This is a genomic window from Pedobacter cryophilus, assembly GCF_005116455.1.
Taxonomy (GTDB): Bacteria; Bacteroidota; Bacteroidia; order Sphingobacteriales; family Sphingobacteriaceae; genus Pseudopedobacter; species Pseudopedobacter cryophilum.
In genome coordinates, this window is the sequence record NZ_SWBP01000002.1 from 603315 (window position 1) to 619057 (window position 15743).

Consider the following 15743-nt stretch of genomic DNA (forward strand, 5'->3'; position numbering starts at 1 on the left):
TTTAGGGGTTAGGGGTGTTATCTTTTCATTGCCATATCCATTTCTCTTTTTACATCACGTTCTTTTAAAGATTCTCGCTTATCAAAAGCTTTTTTACCTTGTGCTAATGCGATATCCATTTTTGCAAAACCTCTATCACTAATAAAAATCTTTAATGGAATAATGGTTAAACCTTTATCTTCTCCTTTTACCACTAACTTTTTTAATTCTTTTTTGGTAAGCAGGAGTTTTCGGTCTCGTTTAGCTTCATGATTATAGAAAGAACCATGTGAATATTCAGAAATATGGAGGTTTCTTACATACAATTCTTCATTAATAAAAGTACAAAAAGAGTCGCTAATGTTTGCTTTGCCCTCTCTTATAGATTTTATTTCTGTTCCAAGTAATTTAATTCCGGCAGTAAAAGTCTCCAGAATGTGGTATTCAAAACTTGCTTTTTTATTTCTAATATTAATATCCGATCCCATAAACACACAATTTCTCTGTAAATATCTGAAAGATAATTTTAATTATCTTCAAACCTACCATTAGTTTACCAATAAGCTCTTCGCAAATTTTAATGAAATATTGGTTTTAAATTCTTCATTTACCTCAATAACAAAGGAATCATCAAATGATATTTTTTCAATAACCTTAATTTTAGTGCCAATGTTAATATTCAACTTTTCAAGGTACTTCAAAAAAACGCTCGAAGTATCTTTAACTGCGGTAACTTTGTACAATGTACCAACGTCAGCAGCGGCTAATAAGGTGTTTTTAATTACAGGTATTTCTCCATTTGCCTTAGGTATAGGGTCTCCATGTGGATCAAATTCCGGAAAATTTAAAAATTCTTCCAGCTTATCAACCAGCTTTTCAGATTTAATATGCTCTAGTTGTTCGGCCACTTCATGTACTTCATCCCATGAAAAATCTAATTTTTTACTTAAAAAAGTCTCCCATAAACGGTGTTTTCTTAAAATAGCAAGAGCATTTTTTTTCCCTTCAGCGCTAAGCGTAATTTTACCGTATTTTTCATAATCTACTAAGCCTTTTTCTTTTAGTTTCTTTAGCATATCAGTGGCTGTAGCAGGTTTAACGCCTAAATTAGCCGCCATTTCATTGGTTCCAGCTTCATCTTTCCCCTCATTTTGAGTGCTAATTTTTAGCAGCGCCTTTAGATAATTTTCTTCGGTATGAGATAACATGTTGCAAATATAGAATAAATAAAAAAATACATTTGTTAGACTAGTCTAACTTTATTAGTTTTGTATATAATTAATAGCGTAGTTAGGCATGAAGAATTTTATATACATAGTCACATTTATTTTTATCAGCCTTTCTGCATCTGCGCAAACTGCAAAACTGTCGGGAATGGTAATTGCCGAAGGAAAATCTATAGAAAATGTGAGTATTAATTTAATAGAAACTAATTATGTGACTTTTACAGATAGTTTGGGTTATTACACAATAGATATCCCATACGGAACTTATAAATTGCAAGCGTTAGCTATTGGATTTAAAGCGGTAGTAAAAAACATCATTTTGAAAGATAATGAACCATTAGTGGTGAATTTTGATCTCACTAATTTTCAAAATGCTTTAAATGAAGTGGTCGTAACAGGGACTTTAAAAGAAGTTAATCGTTTAGAAAGTCCTGTCCCGGTGGAGGTTTACACCCCTGCATTTTTTCGAAAAAACCCGACTCCAAACATTTATGAAGCTTTACAAAATGTGAATGGCGTTAGGCCGCAGCTCAACTGTAATATTTGTAACACCGGCGATATCCATATTAATGGCTTAGAAGGGCCATACACTATGGTTTTAATTGATGGAATGCCAATTGTGAGTAGCTTATCAACGGTATATGGCCTATCAGGAATTCCAAATTCTTTGGTAGAACGTATTGAGGTGGTTAAAGGGCCAGCTTCTTCTTTATATGGGAGTGAGGCTGTTGGAGGATTAATAAATATCATCACAAAAAAACCACAAAATGCCGCTTTATTTTCTGCAGATATATTTGCAACAGGTTATGGCGAGTATAATACCGATATAGGTTTTAAGCTAAATGCAGGTAAAAAAGCTACTTTTTTAACAGGGATCAACTATTTTAAATTCGGAAACATTGTTGACAATAACAATGATAATTTTACGGATGTTACCTTACAGGATAGAATTTCCGTTTTCCAAAAATGGAATTTTGACAGAAAAGAAAATCGATTATTTAGTATTGCCGGCAGGTATAATTATGAAGATCGCTGGGGCGGAGAAAAACAGTGGACAAAGCAATATAGAGGCGGTGATGAAGTTTATGGCGAAAGTATTTATACCAGTCGATGGGAATTAATAGGAAATTATCAGCTTCCGGTAAAAGAGAAATTTTTCCTTTCCTTTTCTTTTAACAACCATCAACAAGATAGTAGGTATGGAACAACATCTTATATTGCTGATCAAAAAGTGGGTTTTTCACAGCTCACCTGGGATAAAAAAACAGCAAATCACGATTTACTTTTTGGAGCCGCCATCAGGTATACCTATTATGATGATAACACCCCTGCAACAGCATCAAACGGGAATGGAAGTTTATTAAATCAACCTCAAAAAACTTGGTTGCCGGGCATCTTTATTCAGGATGAAATTAAATTAGCCGAAAAACATACCTTTTTGGCTGGTTTTAGGTATGATTATAATTCCATACATGGCAGCATATACACACCAAGAGTAGCTTACAAATGGAGTTTAAACGATAAAAATATCATCAGGCTAAACGCTGGAACAGGTTTTAGAGTGGTTAATTTGTTTACCGAAGACCATGCAGCACTTACCGGAGCAAGAAATGTGGTGATTTCAAATGAGCTCAAACCCGAAAAAACGTATAACGTAAATCTTAACTACCTAAAAAAAATCTATGCCGAAGATGGAACTTTATTTAGTTTGGATTTATCGGCATTCTACACCTATTTCAACAACCGTATTATTGGTGATTTTGATACCAATCCTAACGAAATTATTTACGATAACCTTGATGGATATGCTGTAAGCCAAGGATTAACAGCAAATCTGGATATTTCATTTAATAGTGGTTTAAAAATAATTGGTGGCGCTACTTATCAAGATGTAGCTACTTTTACTAATGGTTTAAAGGCACAACAAATATTAACCGAAAAATTATCGGGCAATTGGGCTATCTCCTATAAAATAAGAAAAATGAATTTGGGGATAGATTATACAGGAAACATCTACAGTCCTATGCGCTTGCCTTTGGTGAGTGATACAGATCCTAGAAGTGCGTTTTCACCAGTTTGGAGCATTCAAAATATACAATTGACGTTTAGTGGGGCTAAAAATTTAGAGATTTACGCCGGTGTTAAAAACCTGTTGAATTTTACGCCTAATAAGAGCACCTCTTTTATTATCGCCAGAGCCAATGATCCCTTTGATAAAAATGTTCAATATGATGCGAATGGTCAGGTGGTGGCTACTGTCGATAATCCTTACAAACTCACCTTTGATCCTAATTATGTTTATGCCCCAAACCAAAATATCCGCGGATTTTTAGGGGTGAGATTAAATATACAAGGGCATAAAAACTAAATTATATGAAGCAGATTTTTAACTACAAATATGCCTTTTTACTAGGTTTAGGGATTTTGCAATCAGTAATCTGCGAGGCTCAAATAAAGACTATTAAGTTTGAACAAAATGATAGTTTACAAAGCATAAAAAACAAACCATTAGTGATATTTATACATACAGATTGGTGCCAATATTGCCAATCAATGGAAAATACCACCTTTAAGAATAAAGAAATTATAAAACTATTGAATGAAAAGTTTTACTTTATTAGTTTGAATGCCGAAGAGGAAAAAAATATTTGGTTTAATCAGCGTAATTTTAACTATCAACCTACGGGTTATAAAACCGGGATAAATGAGCTGGCAAAAGAATTGGCAACTCATAACGGACAGCTTTCTTATCCGGCTATATGTTTTCTAAATTCTAAAAATGAAATCATCTATCAGCATCATGGCTTTCTTTCTGCACCTCAATTTTTAAAGCTGCTTCATGCAATTTCAGGTTCTTAGTTTAGCGTTAATTAATAATCAATACCGGGATTTTAATTTTATGTCTAACAGCATCAACGGTAGTGCCAAATAATAGATCTTTAAAGCCTTTATGACCATGGGCGCCCATTACTAAAAAATCAATATGGGTTTCTTCTACTATTTTGGCTATAGCCGATGCTGTATTTCCGAAACCAATTTTATAATCAGCTTTATAGCCTAAATCTTCAAGATCTAACTGATATTTAATTAAATTCTTCTCATCTAAAAGGGTTTCTTGGTCCATCACATTTTTACCATGATACCTGGCCGCCGCAGTTTCCACCACATGAATAAAAGTATATTTCGCAGTCTTACCGCCTTGCATCATTGCATTTCTAATGATTTTTTGATCGTTGCCAGAGAAATCTATGGTGATACCCACATGCTTAAAATTAGCTAAATGTCCTTCTTTAAAATCTATAGCTTCGCCATGTGGCAGTTGTTTTTTAGTTTCATCTCCAGCGCTAAAAAATGGTTTAAAGAAAACATATAAAAGAAGACTAAAACAGGCCAGCGCTAGCGGAATTACCACACCGTAAATCACAATTTTATATTCACCAGAGGTTTGTGTCCAGGTAAAAATTTCATCTATCACCAAATGTAAATTAAGATAAACAATGATGGCAGCACTTAACCATGCTAAAATTTTCACCCATAATTTAATGGTAAATTCTTTCATAGTTTTTTTATCCGAATTAAAATGGATCAAGGGAATAATGGCAAAACCTAATTGTAAACTTAGTACCACTTGGCTGAGCACCAACAAACTACCCAATGCTTCGTCACCAAAGTATAGAATGGTAAAAAAAGCAGGTACAATGGCTAGTAATCTGGTAATTAATCTTCTTAACCAAGGCTGTATTCTTAAGTTTAAATGACCTTCCATTACAATTTGCCCTGCTAAAGTACCAGTAATGGTAGAGCTTTGGCCTGACGCAATTAATGCGATTGCAAACAAGGTTGGCGCCGATTTTCCAAAAATATTTTCTAGCAAAATATAAGCATCTTGTATTTCGGCAACCTCATGGTATCCATATACATAAAAGGCAGCTGCGGCTAATATTAAAATAGCAGAATTTACAAAAAAAGCTAAGTTTAAAGCAATGGCAGTATCTATAAAATTGAATTTGATGGCTTCTGTAATTCCTTTAATTGAGCGGTCAAATTTTCTGGTTTGCACCAACGAGGAGTGTAAATACAGGTTGTGAGGCATAACTGTTGCTCCAATAATTCCAATAGCAATATAAAGTGCATTTCCATTTAATGACGATGGCATAAAACCTTTCATTACATCGCTATAAACCGGAGTGACGATAAGCATCTCTACAAAAAAAGCAAGTCCAATAATAAATACCATAGAAACAATAAAGGTTTCCATGCTACGCATTCCTCTTTTTAAGAGAAATAAGAGCAAAAAAGTATCAAAAACGGTAATGCTAATTCCCCAAATTAAAGGCAAACCAAATAATAAGTTTAAACCGATGGCCATTCCTACAATTTCTGCCAAATCACAGGCTACAATGGCTACCTGAGCCAGTCCAAATAATGGAATATTAGCCCATTTTGGATAAGCGTTTTTAGAAGCCTGAGCTAAATCTAAACCTCTAACAATTCCTAATCTTGCACTTAATGATTGTAATAATAAAGCGATAAGGTTTGACATTAATAAAACCCAAATGAGCTTATAGCCAAACTGAGAACCACCGGCAATATCAGTAGCCCAATTTCCGGGGTCCATATAACCAACACTTACTAAATAAGCGGGACCTAAAAAAGCAAAAATTCTTTTCCAACCTGTTCGTTTATTGGTTTGAACAGAAGAATGTACCTCACTTAAAGAGTTTGGACTTGAATTTTCATTTTTCATAACGATATCAATATGTTTTTTGCTACTTCTCTGCTAATGGTTTGTTCTATTTGGTTAATTCCAACAACAACTGCTCCATCAAATGTAATTTTATCTATAATGTGAATCTCGCAGCCTAAAGTGAGCCCGGTTTTTTCTAGATATTGAAGAAAATCTTTAGAATGCTCTCTAACGCCACTAATTTTTCCGTGTTCGCCAATGTTCATTTTGGCAACAGTTATTAATTCCTGAGATTTTAAAATGCCGTTTTTATCAGGTATGGGGTCTCCGTGTGGATCTTTTTCTGGGAAATTCAAAAACTCATCTAACCTGTTAATCAAAATTTCTGAGTTAATGTGTTCTAATTCTTCGGCTAAATCATGCACTTCATCCCATTTAAAACTTAATTTATCAACTAAAAAAACTTCCCATAACCTATGTTTTCTAATAATGGTGATGGCTTTTTGTTTGCCAATTTCTGTTAAGGTTACGCCTTGATATTTGGCGTAATTAATTAATTCTTTATCCGCTAGCTTTTTAAGCATATCTGTAACCGATGCCGCTTTTGTATGCAATGATTCTGAAATGGCATTGGTACTTACGGTTCCATTTTCATCTGTATTTAAATGATAAATGGTTTTTAAATAATTCTCTTCTGTAAAAGATGTGGTCATGCTAAAAATTAATTAATACAAATCTAATATAATTTTTAGGCTTGTCTAAAAATAGGGAGTAAAAAAAATATTCAAAAATAAATGAAGCTTTTTGTAAAATATAATTTGGTATTAGAGGATTAAATATAAATTTGTACTATAAATCTGAAAAATGGAACTAGATAAAATAGACTTTAATATTCTTAAAATTTTACAAGAAAACGGTAGAATTACCAATTTACAGCTTTCTCAACATATTGGATTATCACCTGCACCAACATTAGAGCGAGTGAGGAAATTAGAAAATTCGGGCTATATTAAAAGTTACCATGCATTAGTAGATGAAGAAAAATTAGGCTTAGGGATTAAAACATTTATTCAGGTTTCTTTAGACTTTCATCAGCAAGATACCATTCAAACCTTTTTGAAAGAAATTAAGGAAATTAAAGAGATTACAGAATGTCACCATGTTACTGGGCAGTGTGATTTTTTGCTAAAAGCGTATGTAAAAGACATTAAAACTTACGAGCAGTTGATTATGCAAAAAATAAGCAGAATAACGGTGGTTAAAACTTTTCATACCATGATGATTATGAGCACCAGTAAAAAAGAACCTATTATTCCGTTGGAGTATTAATTTTATTTGAGTTTATTGCATTGAAAGAATTTTAATAAGCTGGATAGCAGTGTAAAGCCCACAACCCAATTTTTCATTGGGTGAGGACTTGCAACGAATAGCCAGGCTAGCTTAACCTATAGAAAACAGGAATTGCCCTTTCGAAAAAAAGATAATTTTTTAAAAATCTTAAATCTGCCAATTGATTTCTTCTTTTTCCAAGCTTTTTAAAATTTCGTTGGTTTTACTGAATGGTTTTGAACCAAAAAAACCTGTATAAGCAGAAAACGGCGATGGATGTGGTGATTTGATGATATGATGTTTGCTCGCATCAATAAGTCCTTCTTTTAACTGTGCAAACTTGCCCCAAAGAATAAAAATGATGTTTTCTTTTCTGTCGGATATGGTTTTAATCACTTCGTTAGTGAAATGTTCCCAACCTCTATCTTGATGTGAACCTGGCTGACCTGCATTTACTGTTAATGATGCATTTAATAATAAAACGCCTTGCTTTGCCCAAGTGCTTAAATCGCCATGACTGGGAGTAATAAAGCCGTTAATATCGGTAACTAATTCTTTAAAAATATTTTGTAAAGATGGTGGGTTTTTAACTCCTTTTTGAACCGAAAATGATAAGCCATGTGCCTGATTTTGGCCATGATAAGGATCTTGACCTATGATTACTACTTTAACTTGATTAAAAGGCGTGAGGGTAAAGGCGTTAAATATATCGTCACTTTTTGGATAAACTTGGTTTCCTTTTTTTTTCTCGTCTATCAAAAATTGCTTCAATTCTTTCATGTAATCTTTCTCAAACTCGTCTTTTAAAACTGCTAACCAAGAAGATTCTAATTTAACCGACATATTTTTTTTATTTTATTGATTAAAAGCACAAATAAGTGGATATTTGCAGCCACTAAAATAATACAATAATTACGCTGATATGCCAAATTTTATAAGAATCATCATTGCCGCTTTATTTTTAGGTGCCGCTGTAACCTTAATGGTTTTCTCTTTTTGGGGATGGGGTATTCTACTTATTTTCTTAGCTATTTTGGTGTTTGTTACTTTTATTTTTAACGAGAAAATGTTGCTGGCTCAATGGTATTTAAGAAAAGAGAACATGGAAAAAGCCGAAAGCACTTTAATGGGAATTAAAGATTATGAGAAGGAATTATACAAAGGGCAATGGGGTTATTACAACCTTTTAATTGGATTAATTGAGTCGAGAAAAGCACCTATGAAATCTGAAAAATACTTTAAAAAAGCTTTAGCGCTGGGTTTAACTATGGATCATAATATTGCTTTAGCTAATTTAAGTTTGGCAGGAGTAGAGATGGGTAAAAGAAATAAAATTCAAGCGCAACGTTTATTAAAGGAAGCCGAAAAGGCAGACAAAAACAAACTATTGGCCGAGCAAATTAAGATGATGAAAGGCCAAATGTCTATGTTAGATAAAACGCAACAGGTACGTGGCGGAAAAGGAAGTTACAGACAATACTAAAGCTTAACAGCTTCAAGATAATAAAAGGGAAAGTTTTGAAAAAGACTTTCCCTTTTTATTTTTCGCTTAAATGGTCAACATCTAAATCGTCATTATAACTTCTTCTGGCAATCATATCTTCTTCATCGTCAAAAATGCGTTTAAAAAAGGTTTGCTCACTTTGAATTCTTTTGAGCAAAGAATGGATAAACGATAAATCAAATTCGCTTTTGTCTAATTTGATCAGGTACTCTTGTTCTGTGATTTCTAATACCGAATTTCTCATGGTTGCTTATTTAATAATTATTGGATGTAGAAAATTTTATATTCATTAACCGTACCAATAGCTGTGGATTATAAAATTAAAAAAGGCCGGTCAACTTTATGTTAACCAGCCTTTAAGCTTTTATTAAGTTAAGGTCTTATTCTGGTTTATTTTTTTTTAATTGAAGATTAACATTTTTTAACATAAAAAATTTAAAATTAACTAATCTTGATTTATATCTTTAATAAAATACCTAATTATGAAAAACACTTACCTGAAATTTTTATTTTTTTGTGCATTTTTTATTTTTTCTAACCCAGTTAAAGCTCAAAATTACAACGTAAGTATTTTACCAGTTAGGTTAACTTATAATTTTGATAAACATGAATTTAGTGATGTTAGACCCCGTATAGAATTGTCACTATTATACAAATACGCCGAGATTGAACGCAAAATAAGTTCTAAATATTCTGTAAATCTTGGTATTGCCTTTTCGAAATTTAGATATGATTTTGGTCCATACGGTGAATTTAAAAGTAGGTCTATACTTATTGATCCTAGTATTAGATATTATATCAATAAAAAGGAAAGTATGAGTGGATTCTATTTAGGTTCTGGGTTTAATTTTATTAATTATTCATCATCAACGAAAGACTATATAAATGATAATACGAAAGCAATTGCAAATAATTATGACAGTAACGTACTAAATGCTAGTTTTTTTGGGGGCTATAAATTGGTTGTTATTCATAATCGGTTTTCAATCGATTTAAAACTTAATCAACAACTAAATTTACTCTGGCAAAGGAATACAAGAGTTTATTATGATGATGGCACTCAAACTAATGAGAGGAATACCTCTTTTTTCAAAACTCCAGAATTTTCCAATTTAGATTTAAAACTAGGGTATAGATTTGGTTTTAGAAAGTAAACTATCTTTTGGTTTAAGCTTTCTGCTAAAATCACATCACTAGTTTAAGTGTGCTGATAAGATTACTTAAATGTCTGTTGAAAACCGAAAACTCTTTCTGATAATGCCAGTGAAATTTTAATTGGCCTTAGATTTTTCAATTGCATCTTCAAAATCTTCCTTAATAAATACCCATTCTTTACCTCTTAAACATATTGGAGTTAAATCGTCATCGGCATCTGCAAAATTCAAAAAGTTCTCCATTATTAATTTCTCATCATGAGTCCATTCAAATCTTTGACGATGAAGATCAACCATTTTATTAATGTCATATTCATTTAATACTTCGTGTAAATCCCAAAAATCTTTCTTTCTTCCAACTCTCTGAATAATATCTACTTTCATGGCTATAATTTCTTCTAGGCTTGCCATTCTTATGCCATCTTCCTCCACAATATTTTGAAAAAACGGATCCATAGAATAGTAAACATCTAGTTTAACTACTTCTTCAGGAGATTTTCCGACAAGGTAGGACTTACCCATTCCCGGATTCCCACCGAAATCTCCAGTTACATATTCGAAATTATTTTTAATGAATTTATCAATTTCATCAAATTTGATGGAGCCATAGTAAGCATCAGTAAAAAGGTCAATATCAACAGAAATTCTATGACCAAGATGCAAACTCATTGCAGTACCTCCAACAAGCCTAAATTCTTTTAATTCTTCTGCTTGCGTTATAGTCAACAATGTTTCTTTTAGCAGTTTTTCAACAGTATTCCAGTAGAGCATTTTAATCTATTTTATTGTGCTGGAGGACTTTTATAGAGGCTAAAGAGCCTATAGCTTCTCTTATTTTCTTTTCACCATAAAATCTGATGAGCTCATTTTTTTCTATTTCATTTCCTCTTTCAAATACTCTTTTTATGATTGCTTTAGCTTGCCTACTCCAATTTATTGTCTCAATATTGGTATCCCAAAAAAGCGCTTTTCTCAATAAAGAAAGGTTTGGTAGCTGATCTGTTTTTAATTTTTCTTTTTCAATCTCATAATAAGCCTGCAAAACAAGCATCGTTCCCTCTTCAAGCTCCAAAGCCTCATCTATTTTTAGAGACAAAGCTGGTGTAATACCACGTCTGCCTTTAGTAATTTCATTTAAAGTTTGGGGATATTCTTTTAATGAGAGTGCAAAAGCCGCTTTTTTAAGCCTTCTTTTCTTTAATTCCCTTTCTAAAATAATTCCTGGATGTATGCCTTTATATTTTTCTATAGAGATTTGCATATTCAAATATAAACAAATTTGTTTATATTTTTGATGATTCTAAGATTTACAAAGTCAACTGATAGGTTACTTTAAATATTCTATGTGTTGTTGTCCTAGGAATTGTATTTGAACCAATTCAGTATCAATTTTTTAAATTATTAAAAAGCCTAAGTCTCCTGTGGCTTTTGCTAAAGCTCGGAAGTCTTTGGTTAGATGGGTTAACCAGTCTTTAAAGTTTTATTAAGTTGTAGGTTTTAAACTAGCTTGCAAACCAGCCCAGCCCATCACTTCATCTTTAACAATTTATAAGTGCAGTTTTTATTAATTCTTATAAATCCTTAATTTTCTTGAGTAAGAATTTAATGTTTTTTAAAGAAATAATGTTAATAAGTATTAATTTTTTGGCAAATTGATATTAATATATAGAAAATTAAATTAACATAGTTAATTATTGTAACATAAAATGATAATTAATTTTTAATAAAGAAATATTATAACTAATAATTTCTTTTAAAGGGTCTTATTTTCTTTGATGTGTTTGTTTTTGAAAAGTCAGTAACTTGTAAGAAAATAATTTTATTTATTGGGGGGGGGGGTAATTAAATTTATCACAGATTTGTTACCTCTGATCAGAACATCTAAATCTAGTGAAAAATATTGTTATGGCACTTGTAAAAGCATAACACGGGTTTGCGAAAAACGTAAAGAGTAGCGAAAAATTAAAAATTATCTAAAATGAAATTTGAACAAATTAAAAATCCAACAAAAAAGCTAGCAAAAGGGTTTGCAGGAATTTTTGTAATTAAATTGGTAATCCTTGCAATTATTTTAGTAGTTCAGTCTTGTCAAAAAGAAAGTTTACCTCAATCAAAAAATCAATTAATAGCAAAGCAGAATTTTCTTAATTCTATTAATGGTAGTTTAAAATCATTTGATAAATTAACCATTACAAGTAAGTCATCTTCTAGTGGAATTAAAGTAAATTCCGATGATTATTTTTATCAAAATGATTATGCTACAGTTTCTTTATATTCTGAGTCTGGTTATTCATCTAATAACTCTGAAATATTTTTTGGGAGCTTATTTGATATTCCTAATACTGATGTTGGGGTTATTTATAACGATGCTACCCAAAGTGGTAATATAACACCAGACCAAACATTAATAATTAGTTATGATATGCCTATTCAGGCCGCGGAACAATTAATGCAGCCAACTTTGATTGAAGCTAAAAACTATTTATATGCACAGGGTTATACTGAATCTGATATACAGGAAGTTTTAGCTGCCGATGAGGAAGGACCAGTTATGGAAGAATCAGCTTTAATACCTGCTGTCATGATTTTAGTTGCAGAACAAGAAAACTTATCAGGGTCTACAAATTTTAATATGATTACTATGTTTGGTTCAGAAGCAAGAGCCTCACAAATTGGTGATTGTGCTGGTGACGCTCTAGGTGTTTCTGCAGTTGCAATAGCTCTACAAAGTGGTTTAAATACTAGTACAGGAAAAGCGTTACTGAGTAAAGCTATTAGAAAAGTTGCCTCTAGATCTCTTGGTTGGATAGGTGCAGCAATTTTTGCTTATGAGTTTGGCGATTGCATGGGATGGTGGAATTAAAATAAATCTTATGTGGAATACTATAAAAATAATGTTGTGTGTTATTACGATTTGTTTTAACTCATATCTTTGGATTAAATATTACAAAAGCACAGAAAGAGTTAGCCGAGACAAAGAGGGCTGGAGTTCTTACTTTTTTGTTGTTACCATTCTAATATTAATGGTTCTATTCAACCTATTATAATAAATAAGGTGAGTTTTAGATTAAATTTTAAAACTCACCTTTTATTTGTAATTAATTTTAAATAAAACAAAAAAATGGATTTTTCAACACCTATGTTAGCTGTTTAATTTTTTAGTTATCAGTTCAATTATTACTTTTTTAATTGCCTCGGCAGTAATTTTATCTAAAAAGGGGGTTTCCTCATTAAAAAGATTTTTATTATTAGTATTAACTTGGTTTTTACCAATTATTGGAGGTTTATCTGCAATTTTATTCTTAGTGTTGCCAACTATAAAGCAATAAAAATTTAATTTTAAATATCTCAACGCTATTTTGCATAAAACAAAATTATAAAATATCTTCACCCACTATAAATCATATAGTGCCGTAAATCTTTATGTATTCCTATAACAGTTGCTACTAAAGATTCAGTAGTTGTGATATTTAGTGATTTAAAAAAAATAACTTATTAGAGCACATTAACAAAAGGAACAAATCCATTTGCTATAACTTAAACGATCCTATAAACCTTTTGAATTTTACTAATTGGGAAAAAACAATAATTGAAGACTCTAAAAAGCGATATGAAACTGAATACAATTTTGTGATTACTAGAGAAGATTATTTAAGAGCAAAGTAAAAAATCAAAAACCACGAAGCACTTAAACTTCGTGGTTTTTGTGATATTTCAATTCCTAGTTAAACCAGCCCATCACTTCATCTTTAGTAGGCATAGCAATTTCTAATTTTAACTTTTTACGCATCCCGCCTAAATCATTAAATACTTTATTTGGGTTGCCTGCTTTTAACTCATCTGGAGTATTAAAACCCATTTTATTCAATACCGGAACCCATTCTGCCGGTATCCCTAAAGCAACAAAATCATCAGTAGTCACCACTTTAGCTTTCTTTTCGGCTCTCATTTGAGGGAAAAACAATACCTCCTGAATGCTTTGTTGGTTGGTCATCATCATCACCAATCTATCAATACCAATACCTAAGCCTGATGTTGGCGGCATTCCGTATTCTAATGCTCTAATAAAGTCATCATCCATTGCCATGGCTTCATCATCACCACGGGCAGCTAATTTTAATTGATCTTCAAAACGTTCTTTTTGGTCAATGGCATCATTTAACTCAGTATAAGCATTGGCAATTTCTTTTCCGTTAACAAATAACTCAAAACGCTCTACCAAGCCTTCTTTGCTACGGTGTTTTTTAGCTAGCGGAGTCATTTCAATAGGGTAATCTGTAATATAAGTGGGCTGTATTAAATGCGCTTCTACTTTTGCTCCAAAAATTTCATCCACCAATTTCCCTTTTCCCATAGATGCATCAGTAGCAATACCCATTTCTTTACAAACGGCACTCAACGCTACTTCATCCATTTCAGAAACGTCAATTCCCGTATATTTCAAAATAGAATCATACATAGAAAGTTTCTCGTAAGGGCCTGCAAAATCTATGGTATGTTCGCCAACCGTTACCGTAGATTTACCATGTACAGCAATAGTCACTTTTTCTAAACATTCTTCTACCATCGCCATCATCCAGATGTAATCTTTATAGGCCACGTAAATTTCCATAGAAGTAAACTCAGGGTTATGGGTTCTATCCATTCCCTCGTTTCTAAACATTTTTCCAAACTCGTAAACACCATCAAAACCGGCAACAATCAATCTTTTTAGATACAATTCATTCGCAATACGCAAAAATAAAGGCATATCTAAGGTATTGTGATGCGTATTAAACGGACGAGCAGCAGCGCCACCATGTACGGCTTGCAAAATTGGCGTTTCCACTTCCATCCATCCGCAATCATCAAAGTAATTGCGCATGGTGCTAATCACTTTAGATCTAATTTTGAAAATTTCTTTAAACTCCGGGTTCACCGTTAAATCCACATAACGCATTCTATAACGCATTTCTGGGTCGGTAAAACCATCATAAGTATTTCCATCATCATCTCGCTTTACAATTGGTAGCGGTTTTAATGATTTAGAAAGTACTATGAATTCGCTAACATGAATAGAGATTTCGCCAGTTTGAGTGGTAAAAACATAACCCTTTACGCCAATAAAATCACCAATATCCAATAGTTTTTTAAAAACAATATTGTACATGGTTTTATCCTCATCAGGGCAAATATCATCTCTGCGAATGTAAGCTTGGATTCGACCAGTAGAGTCTTGTAACTCCACAAAAGAAGCATTTCCCATAATTCTACGGGTCATAATTCTTCCGGCTAAACTAATGGTTTTATAGGCGGTTTTATCCTTATCGTAATTGGCTAAAATATCTACCGCATTGGCATTAATATCAAACGCTTCGGCAGGGTAAGGATTAATTCCTAATTTTCTTAACTCATTTAAAGACTCGCGTCTTTGTATTTCCTGTTCTGAAAGTGCACTCATTAAATTTTCGAAATTTGGGCAAAAATAAGCTTTTAAATCTTTATGTTAAAGAATTAAAGCCAAGCATTGTTTTCGTTTTTAATTTAACTACTTAAATAAATCAGATTTTTTTTGAATTAAATATTTTTTGGGCGTTTCCACCTGCCGGAGGACAGGCGGGCAGGCTTTGCGTTCATACTGCTCAAGGCCTTATTCACAGGCGGGTATCCACTTCAATCCTTAACGCAAAACCTAGCAAATGCATAATTTTAATGTTTTTATTGCATTAAACGATTGTCCCAAAGGGATGGCTTTGGCAAAGCGGCATCCTTTTTTTGCTCCTTACTTAAATAAATCAGATTTTTTTTAATTGTAGGCATAATCCTCGGATTATACTTTTTAATAAATGAATTATCAGTAGAAATTTTTTGCGGATAACCCGAGG

At 32.4% G+C, this 15743-nt stretch carries 15 protein-coding genes; 6 read left to right on the top strand and 9 right to left on the bottom strand.

Annotation, left to right across the window (positions count from 1 at the left end):
• Positions 1-17: 17 nt before the first annotated feature.
• Both smpB and FA046_RS07880 read right to left on the bottom strand, forming a co-directional pair.
• The gene (smpB, locus tag FA046_RS07875) at positions 18-467 is read right to left on the bottom strand and encodes an SsrA-binding protein SmpB (protein ID WP_205943617.1); all 450 of its coding nucleotides are present in this window, start codon (positions 465-467) and stop codon (positions 18-20) included.
• Positions 468-527: 60 nt separating this feature from the next.
• Positions 528-1187, bottom strand: coding sequence for a metal-dependent transcriptional regulator (locus FA046_RS07880; RefSeq protein ID WP_136825836.1), 660 nt, complete (start codon positions 1185-1187; stop codon positions 528-530).
• A gap of 88 nt (positions 1188-1275) precedes the next feature.
• Between FA046_RS07880 and FA046_RS07885 the strand changes: the two genes are divergently transcribed.
• Both FA046_RS07885 and FA046_RS07890 read left to right on the top strand, forming a co-directional pair.
• Entirely contained in the window at positions 1276-3573 is a 2298-nt protein-coding gene (locus tag FA046_RS07885; RefSeq protein WP_136825837.1) for a TonB-dependent receptor, read from the top strand.
• Positions 3574-3578: 5 nt separating this feature from the next.
• Positions 3579-4064 (top strand): thioredoxin family protein, encoded by a 486-nt coding sequence (locus FA046_RS07890; protein ID WP_136825838.1) that lies wholly within the window; start codon positions 3579-3581, stop codon positions 4062-4064.
• Between the two features lie 7 nt (positions 4065-4071).
• Here the strand turns inward: FA046_RS07890 and FA046_RS07895 are convergent, their stop codons facing one another.
• Together FA046_RS07895 and FA046_RS07900 are read right to left on the bottom strand one after the other, a co-directional pair.
• Positions 4072-5952 carry an Nramp family divalent metal transporter gene (locus FA046_RS07895; protein ID WP_136825839.1) on the bottom strand — a complete coding sequence of 627 codons (1881 nt, stop codon included), beginning with the start codon at positions 5950-5952 and terminating at the stop codon, positions 4072-4074.
• The gene (locus tag FA046_RS07900; protein WP_136825840.1) at positions 5949-6605 is read right to left on the bottom strand and encodes a metal-dependent transcriptional regulator; all 657 of its coding nucleotides are present in this window, start codon (positions 6603-6605) and stop codon (positions 5949-5951) included. The genes FA046_RS07895 and FA046_RS07900 overlap by 4 nt, the downstream gene beginning before the upstream one ends.
• A gap of 151 nt (positions 6606-6756) precedes the next feature.
• Here FA046_RS07900 and FA046_RS07905 point away from each other — a divergent pair, with 151 nt between their 5' ends.
• Entirely contained in the window at positions 6757-7221 is a 465-nt protein-coding gene (locus FA046_RS07905) for an Lrp/AsnC family transcriptional regulator (RefSeq protein WP_136825841.1), read from the top strand.
• 168 nt (positions 7222-7389) lie between these two features.
• Here FA046_RS07905 and ung read toward each other — a convergent pair whose 3' ends face one another.
• On the bottom strand, positions 7390-8064 hold the full coding sequence (ung, locus tag FA046_RS07910) for a uracil-DNA glycosylase (protein ID WP_136825842.1): 675 nt from the start codon (positions 8062-8064) through the stop codon (positions 7390-7392).
• Positions 8065-8143: 79 nt separating this feature from the next.
• Between ung and FA046_RS07915 the strand changes: the two genes are divergently transcribed.
• Positions 8144-8704 (top strand): DUF2892 domain-containing protein, encoded by a 561-nt coding sequence (locus FA046_RS07915; protein ID WP_136825843.1) that lies wholly within the window; start codon positions 8144-8146, stop codon positions 8702-8704.
• A gap of 55 nt (positions 8705-8759) precedes the next feature.
• Here the strand turns inward: FA046_RS07915 and FA046_RS07920 are convergent, their stop codons facing one another.
• Positions 8760-8969, bottom strand: a complete 210-nt coding sequence (locus tag FA046_RS07920; protein ID WP_136825844.1) for a hypothetical protein — start codon at positions 8967-8969, stop codon at positions 8760-8762.
• 238 nt (positions 8970-9207) lie between these two features.
• Between FA046_RS07920 and FA046_RS07925 the strand changes: the two genes are divergently transcribed.
• A complete protein-coding gene (locus FA046_RS07925; protein WP_136825845.1) occupies positions 9208-9879 on the top strand; it encodes a DUF3575 domain-containing protein in 672 nt (223 codons plus the stop codon).
• Positions 9880-9996: 117 nt separating this feature from the next.
• Here FA046_RS07925 and FA046_RS07930 read toward each other — a convergent pair whose 3' ends face one another.
• The gene (locus FA046_RS07930; protein WP_136825846.1) at positions 9997-10650 is read right to left on the bottom strand and encodes a nucleotidyl transferase AbiEii/AbiGii toxin family protein; all 654 of its coding nucleotides are present in this window, start codon (positions 10648-10650) and stop codon (positions 9997-9999) included.
• 1 nt (position 10651) lies between these two features.
• Positions 10652-11140 carry a helix-turn-helix transcriptional regulator gene (locus FA046_RS07935; protein WP_136825847.1) on the bottom strand — a complete coding sequence of 163 codons (489 nt, stop codon included), beginning with the start codon at positions 11138-11140 and terminating at the stop codon, positions 10652-10654.
• Between the two features lie 717 nt (positions 11141-11857).
• On the opposite strand from FA046_RS07935, the gene FA046_RS07940 reads away from it, so the two are divergent.
• Complete coding sequence (locus tag FA046_RS07940; RefSeq protein WP_136825848.1) at positions 11858-12742, top strand: hypothetical protein; 885 nt, start codon at positions 11858-11860, stop codon at positions 12740-12742.
• A gap of 858 nt (positions 12743-13600) precedes the next feature.
• On the opposite strand, the gene lysS is transcribed toward FA046_RS07940, so the two are convergent.
• Positions 13601-15319, bottom strand: a complete 1719-nt coding sequence (gene lysS, locus FA046_RS07945) for a lysine--tRNA ligase (RefSeq protein WP_136825849.1) — start codon at positions 15317-15319, stop codon at positions 13601-13603.
• Between the last annotated feature and the right edge of the window lie 424 nt (positions 15320-15743).

What these genes read in the sequence shown, in the direction of transcription:
- smpB (WP_205943617.1), bottom strand. Translation starts at nt 467, where the DNA reads ATGGGATCGGATATTAATATTAGAAATAAAAAAGCAAGTTTTGAATAC.
- FA046_RS07880 (WP_136825836.1), bottom strand. Translation starts at nt 1,187, where the DNA reads ATGTTATCTCATACCGAAGAAAATTATCTAAAGGCGCTGCTAAAAATT.
- FA046_RS07885 (WP_136825837.1), top strand. Translation starts at nt 1,276, where the DNA reads ATGAAGAATTTTATATACATAGTCACATTTATTTTTATCAGCCTTTCT.
- FA046_RS07890 (WP_136825838.1), top strand. Translation starts at nt 3,579, where the DNA reads ATGAAGCAGATTTTTAACTACAAATATGCCTTTTTACTAGGTTTAGGG.
- FA046_RS07895 (WP_136825839.1), bottom strand. Translation starts at nt 5,952, where the DNA reads ATGAAAAATGAAAATTCAAGTCCAAACTCTTTAAGTGAGGTACATTCT.
- FA046_RS07900 (WP_136825840.1), bottom strand. Translation starts at nt 6,605, where the DNA reads ATGACCACATCTTTTACAGAAGAGAATTATTTAAAAACCATTTATCAT.
- FA046_RS07905 (WP_136825841.1), top strand. Translation starts at nt 6,757, where the DNA reads ATGGAACTAGATAAAATAGACTTTAATATTCTTAAAATTTTACAAGAA.
- ung (WP_136825842.1), bottom strand. Translation starts at nt 8,064, where the DNA reads ATGTCGGTTAAATTAGAATCTTCTTGGTTAGCAGTTTTAAAAGACGAG.
- FA046_RS07915 (WP_136825843.1), top strand. Translation starts at nt 8,144, where the DNA reads ATGCCAAATTTTATAAGAATCATCATTGCCGCTTTATTTTTAGGTGCC.
- FA046_RS07920 (WP_136825844.1), bottom strand. Translation starts at nt 8,969, where the DNA reads ATGAGAAATTCGGTATTAGAAATCACAGAACAAGAGTACCTGATCAAA.
- FA046_RS07925 (WP_136825845.1), top strand. Translation starts at nt 9,208, where the DNA reads ATGAAAAACACTTACCTGAAATTTTTATTTTTTTGTGCATTTTTTATT.
- FA046_RS07930 (WP_136825846.1), bottom strand. Translation starts at nt 10,650, where the DNA reads ATGCTCTACTGGAATACTGTTGAAAAACTGCTAAAAGAAACATTGTTG.
- FA046_RS07935 (WP_136825847.1), bottom strand. Translation starts at nt 11,140, where the DNA reads ATGCAAATCTCTATAGAAAAATATAAAGGCATACATCCAGGAATTATT.
- FA046_RS07940 (WP_136825848.1), top strand. Translation starts at nt 11,858, where the DNA reads ATGAAATTTGAACAAATTAAAAATCCAACAAAAAAGCTAGCAAAAGGG.
- lysS (WP_136825849.1), bottom strand. Translation starts at nt 15,319, where the DNA reads ATGAGTGCACTTTCAGAACAGGAAATACAAAGACGCGAGTCTTTAAAT.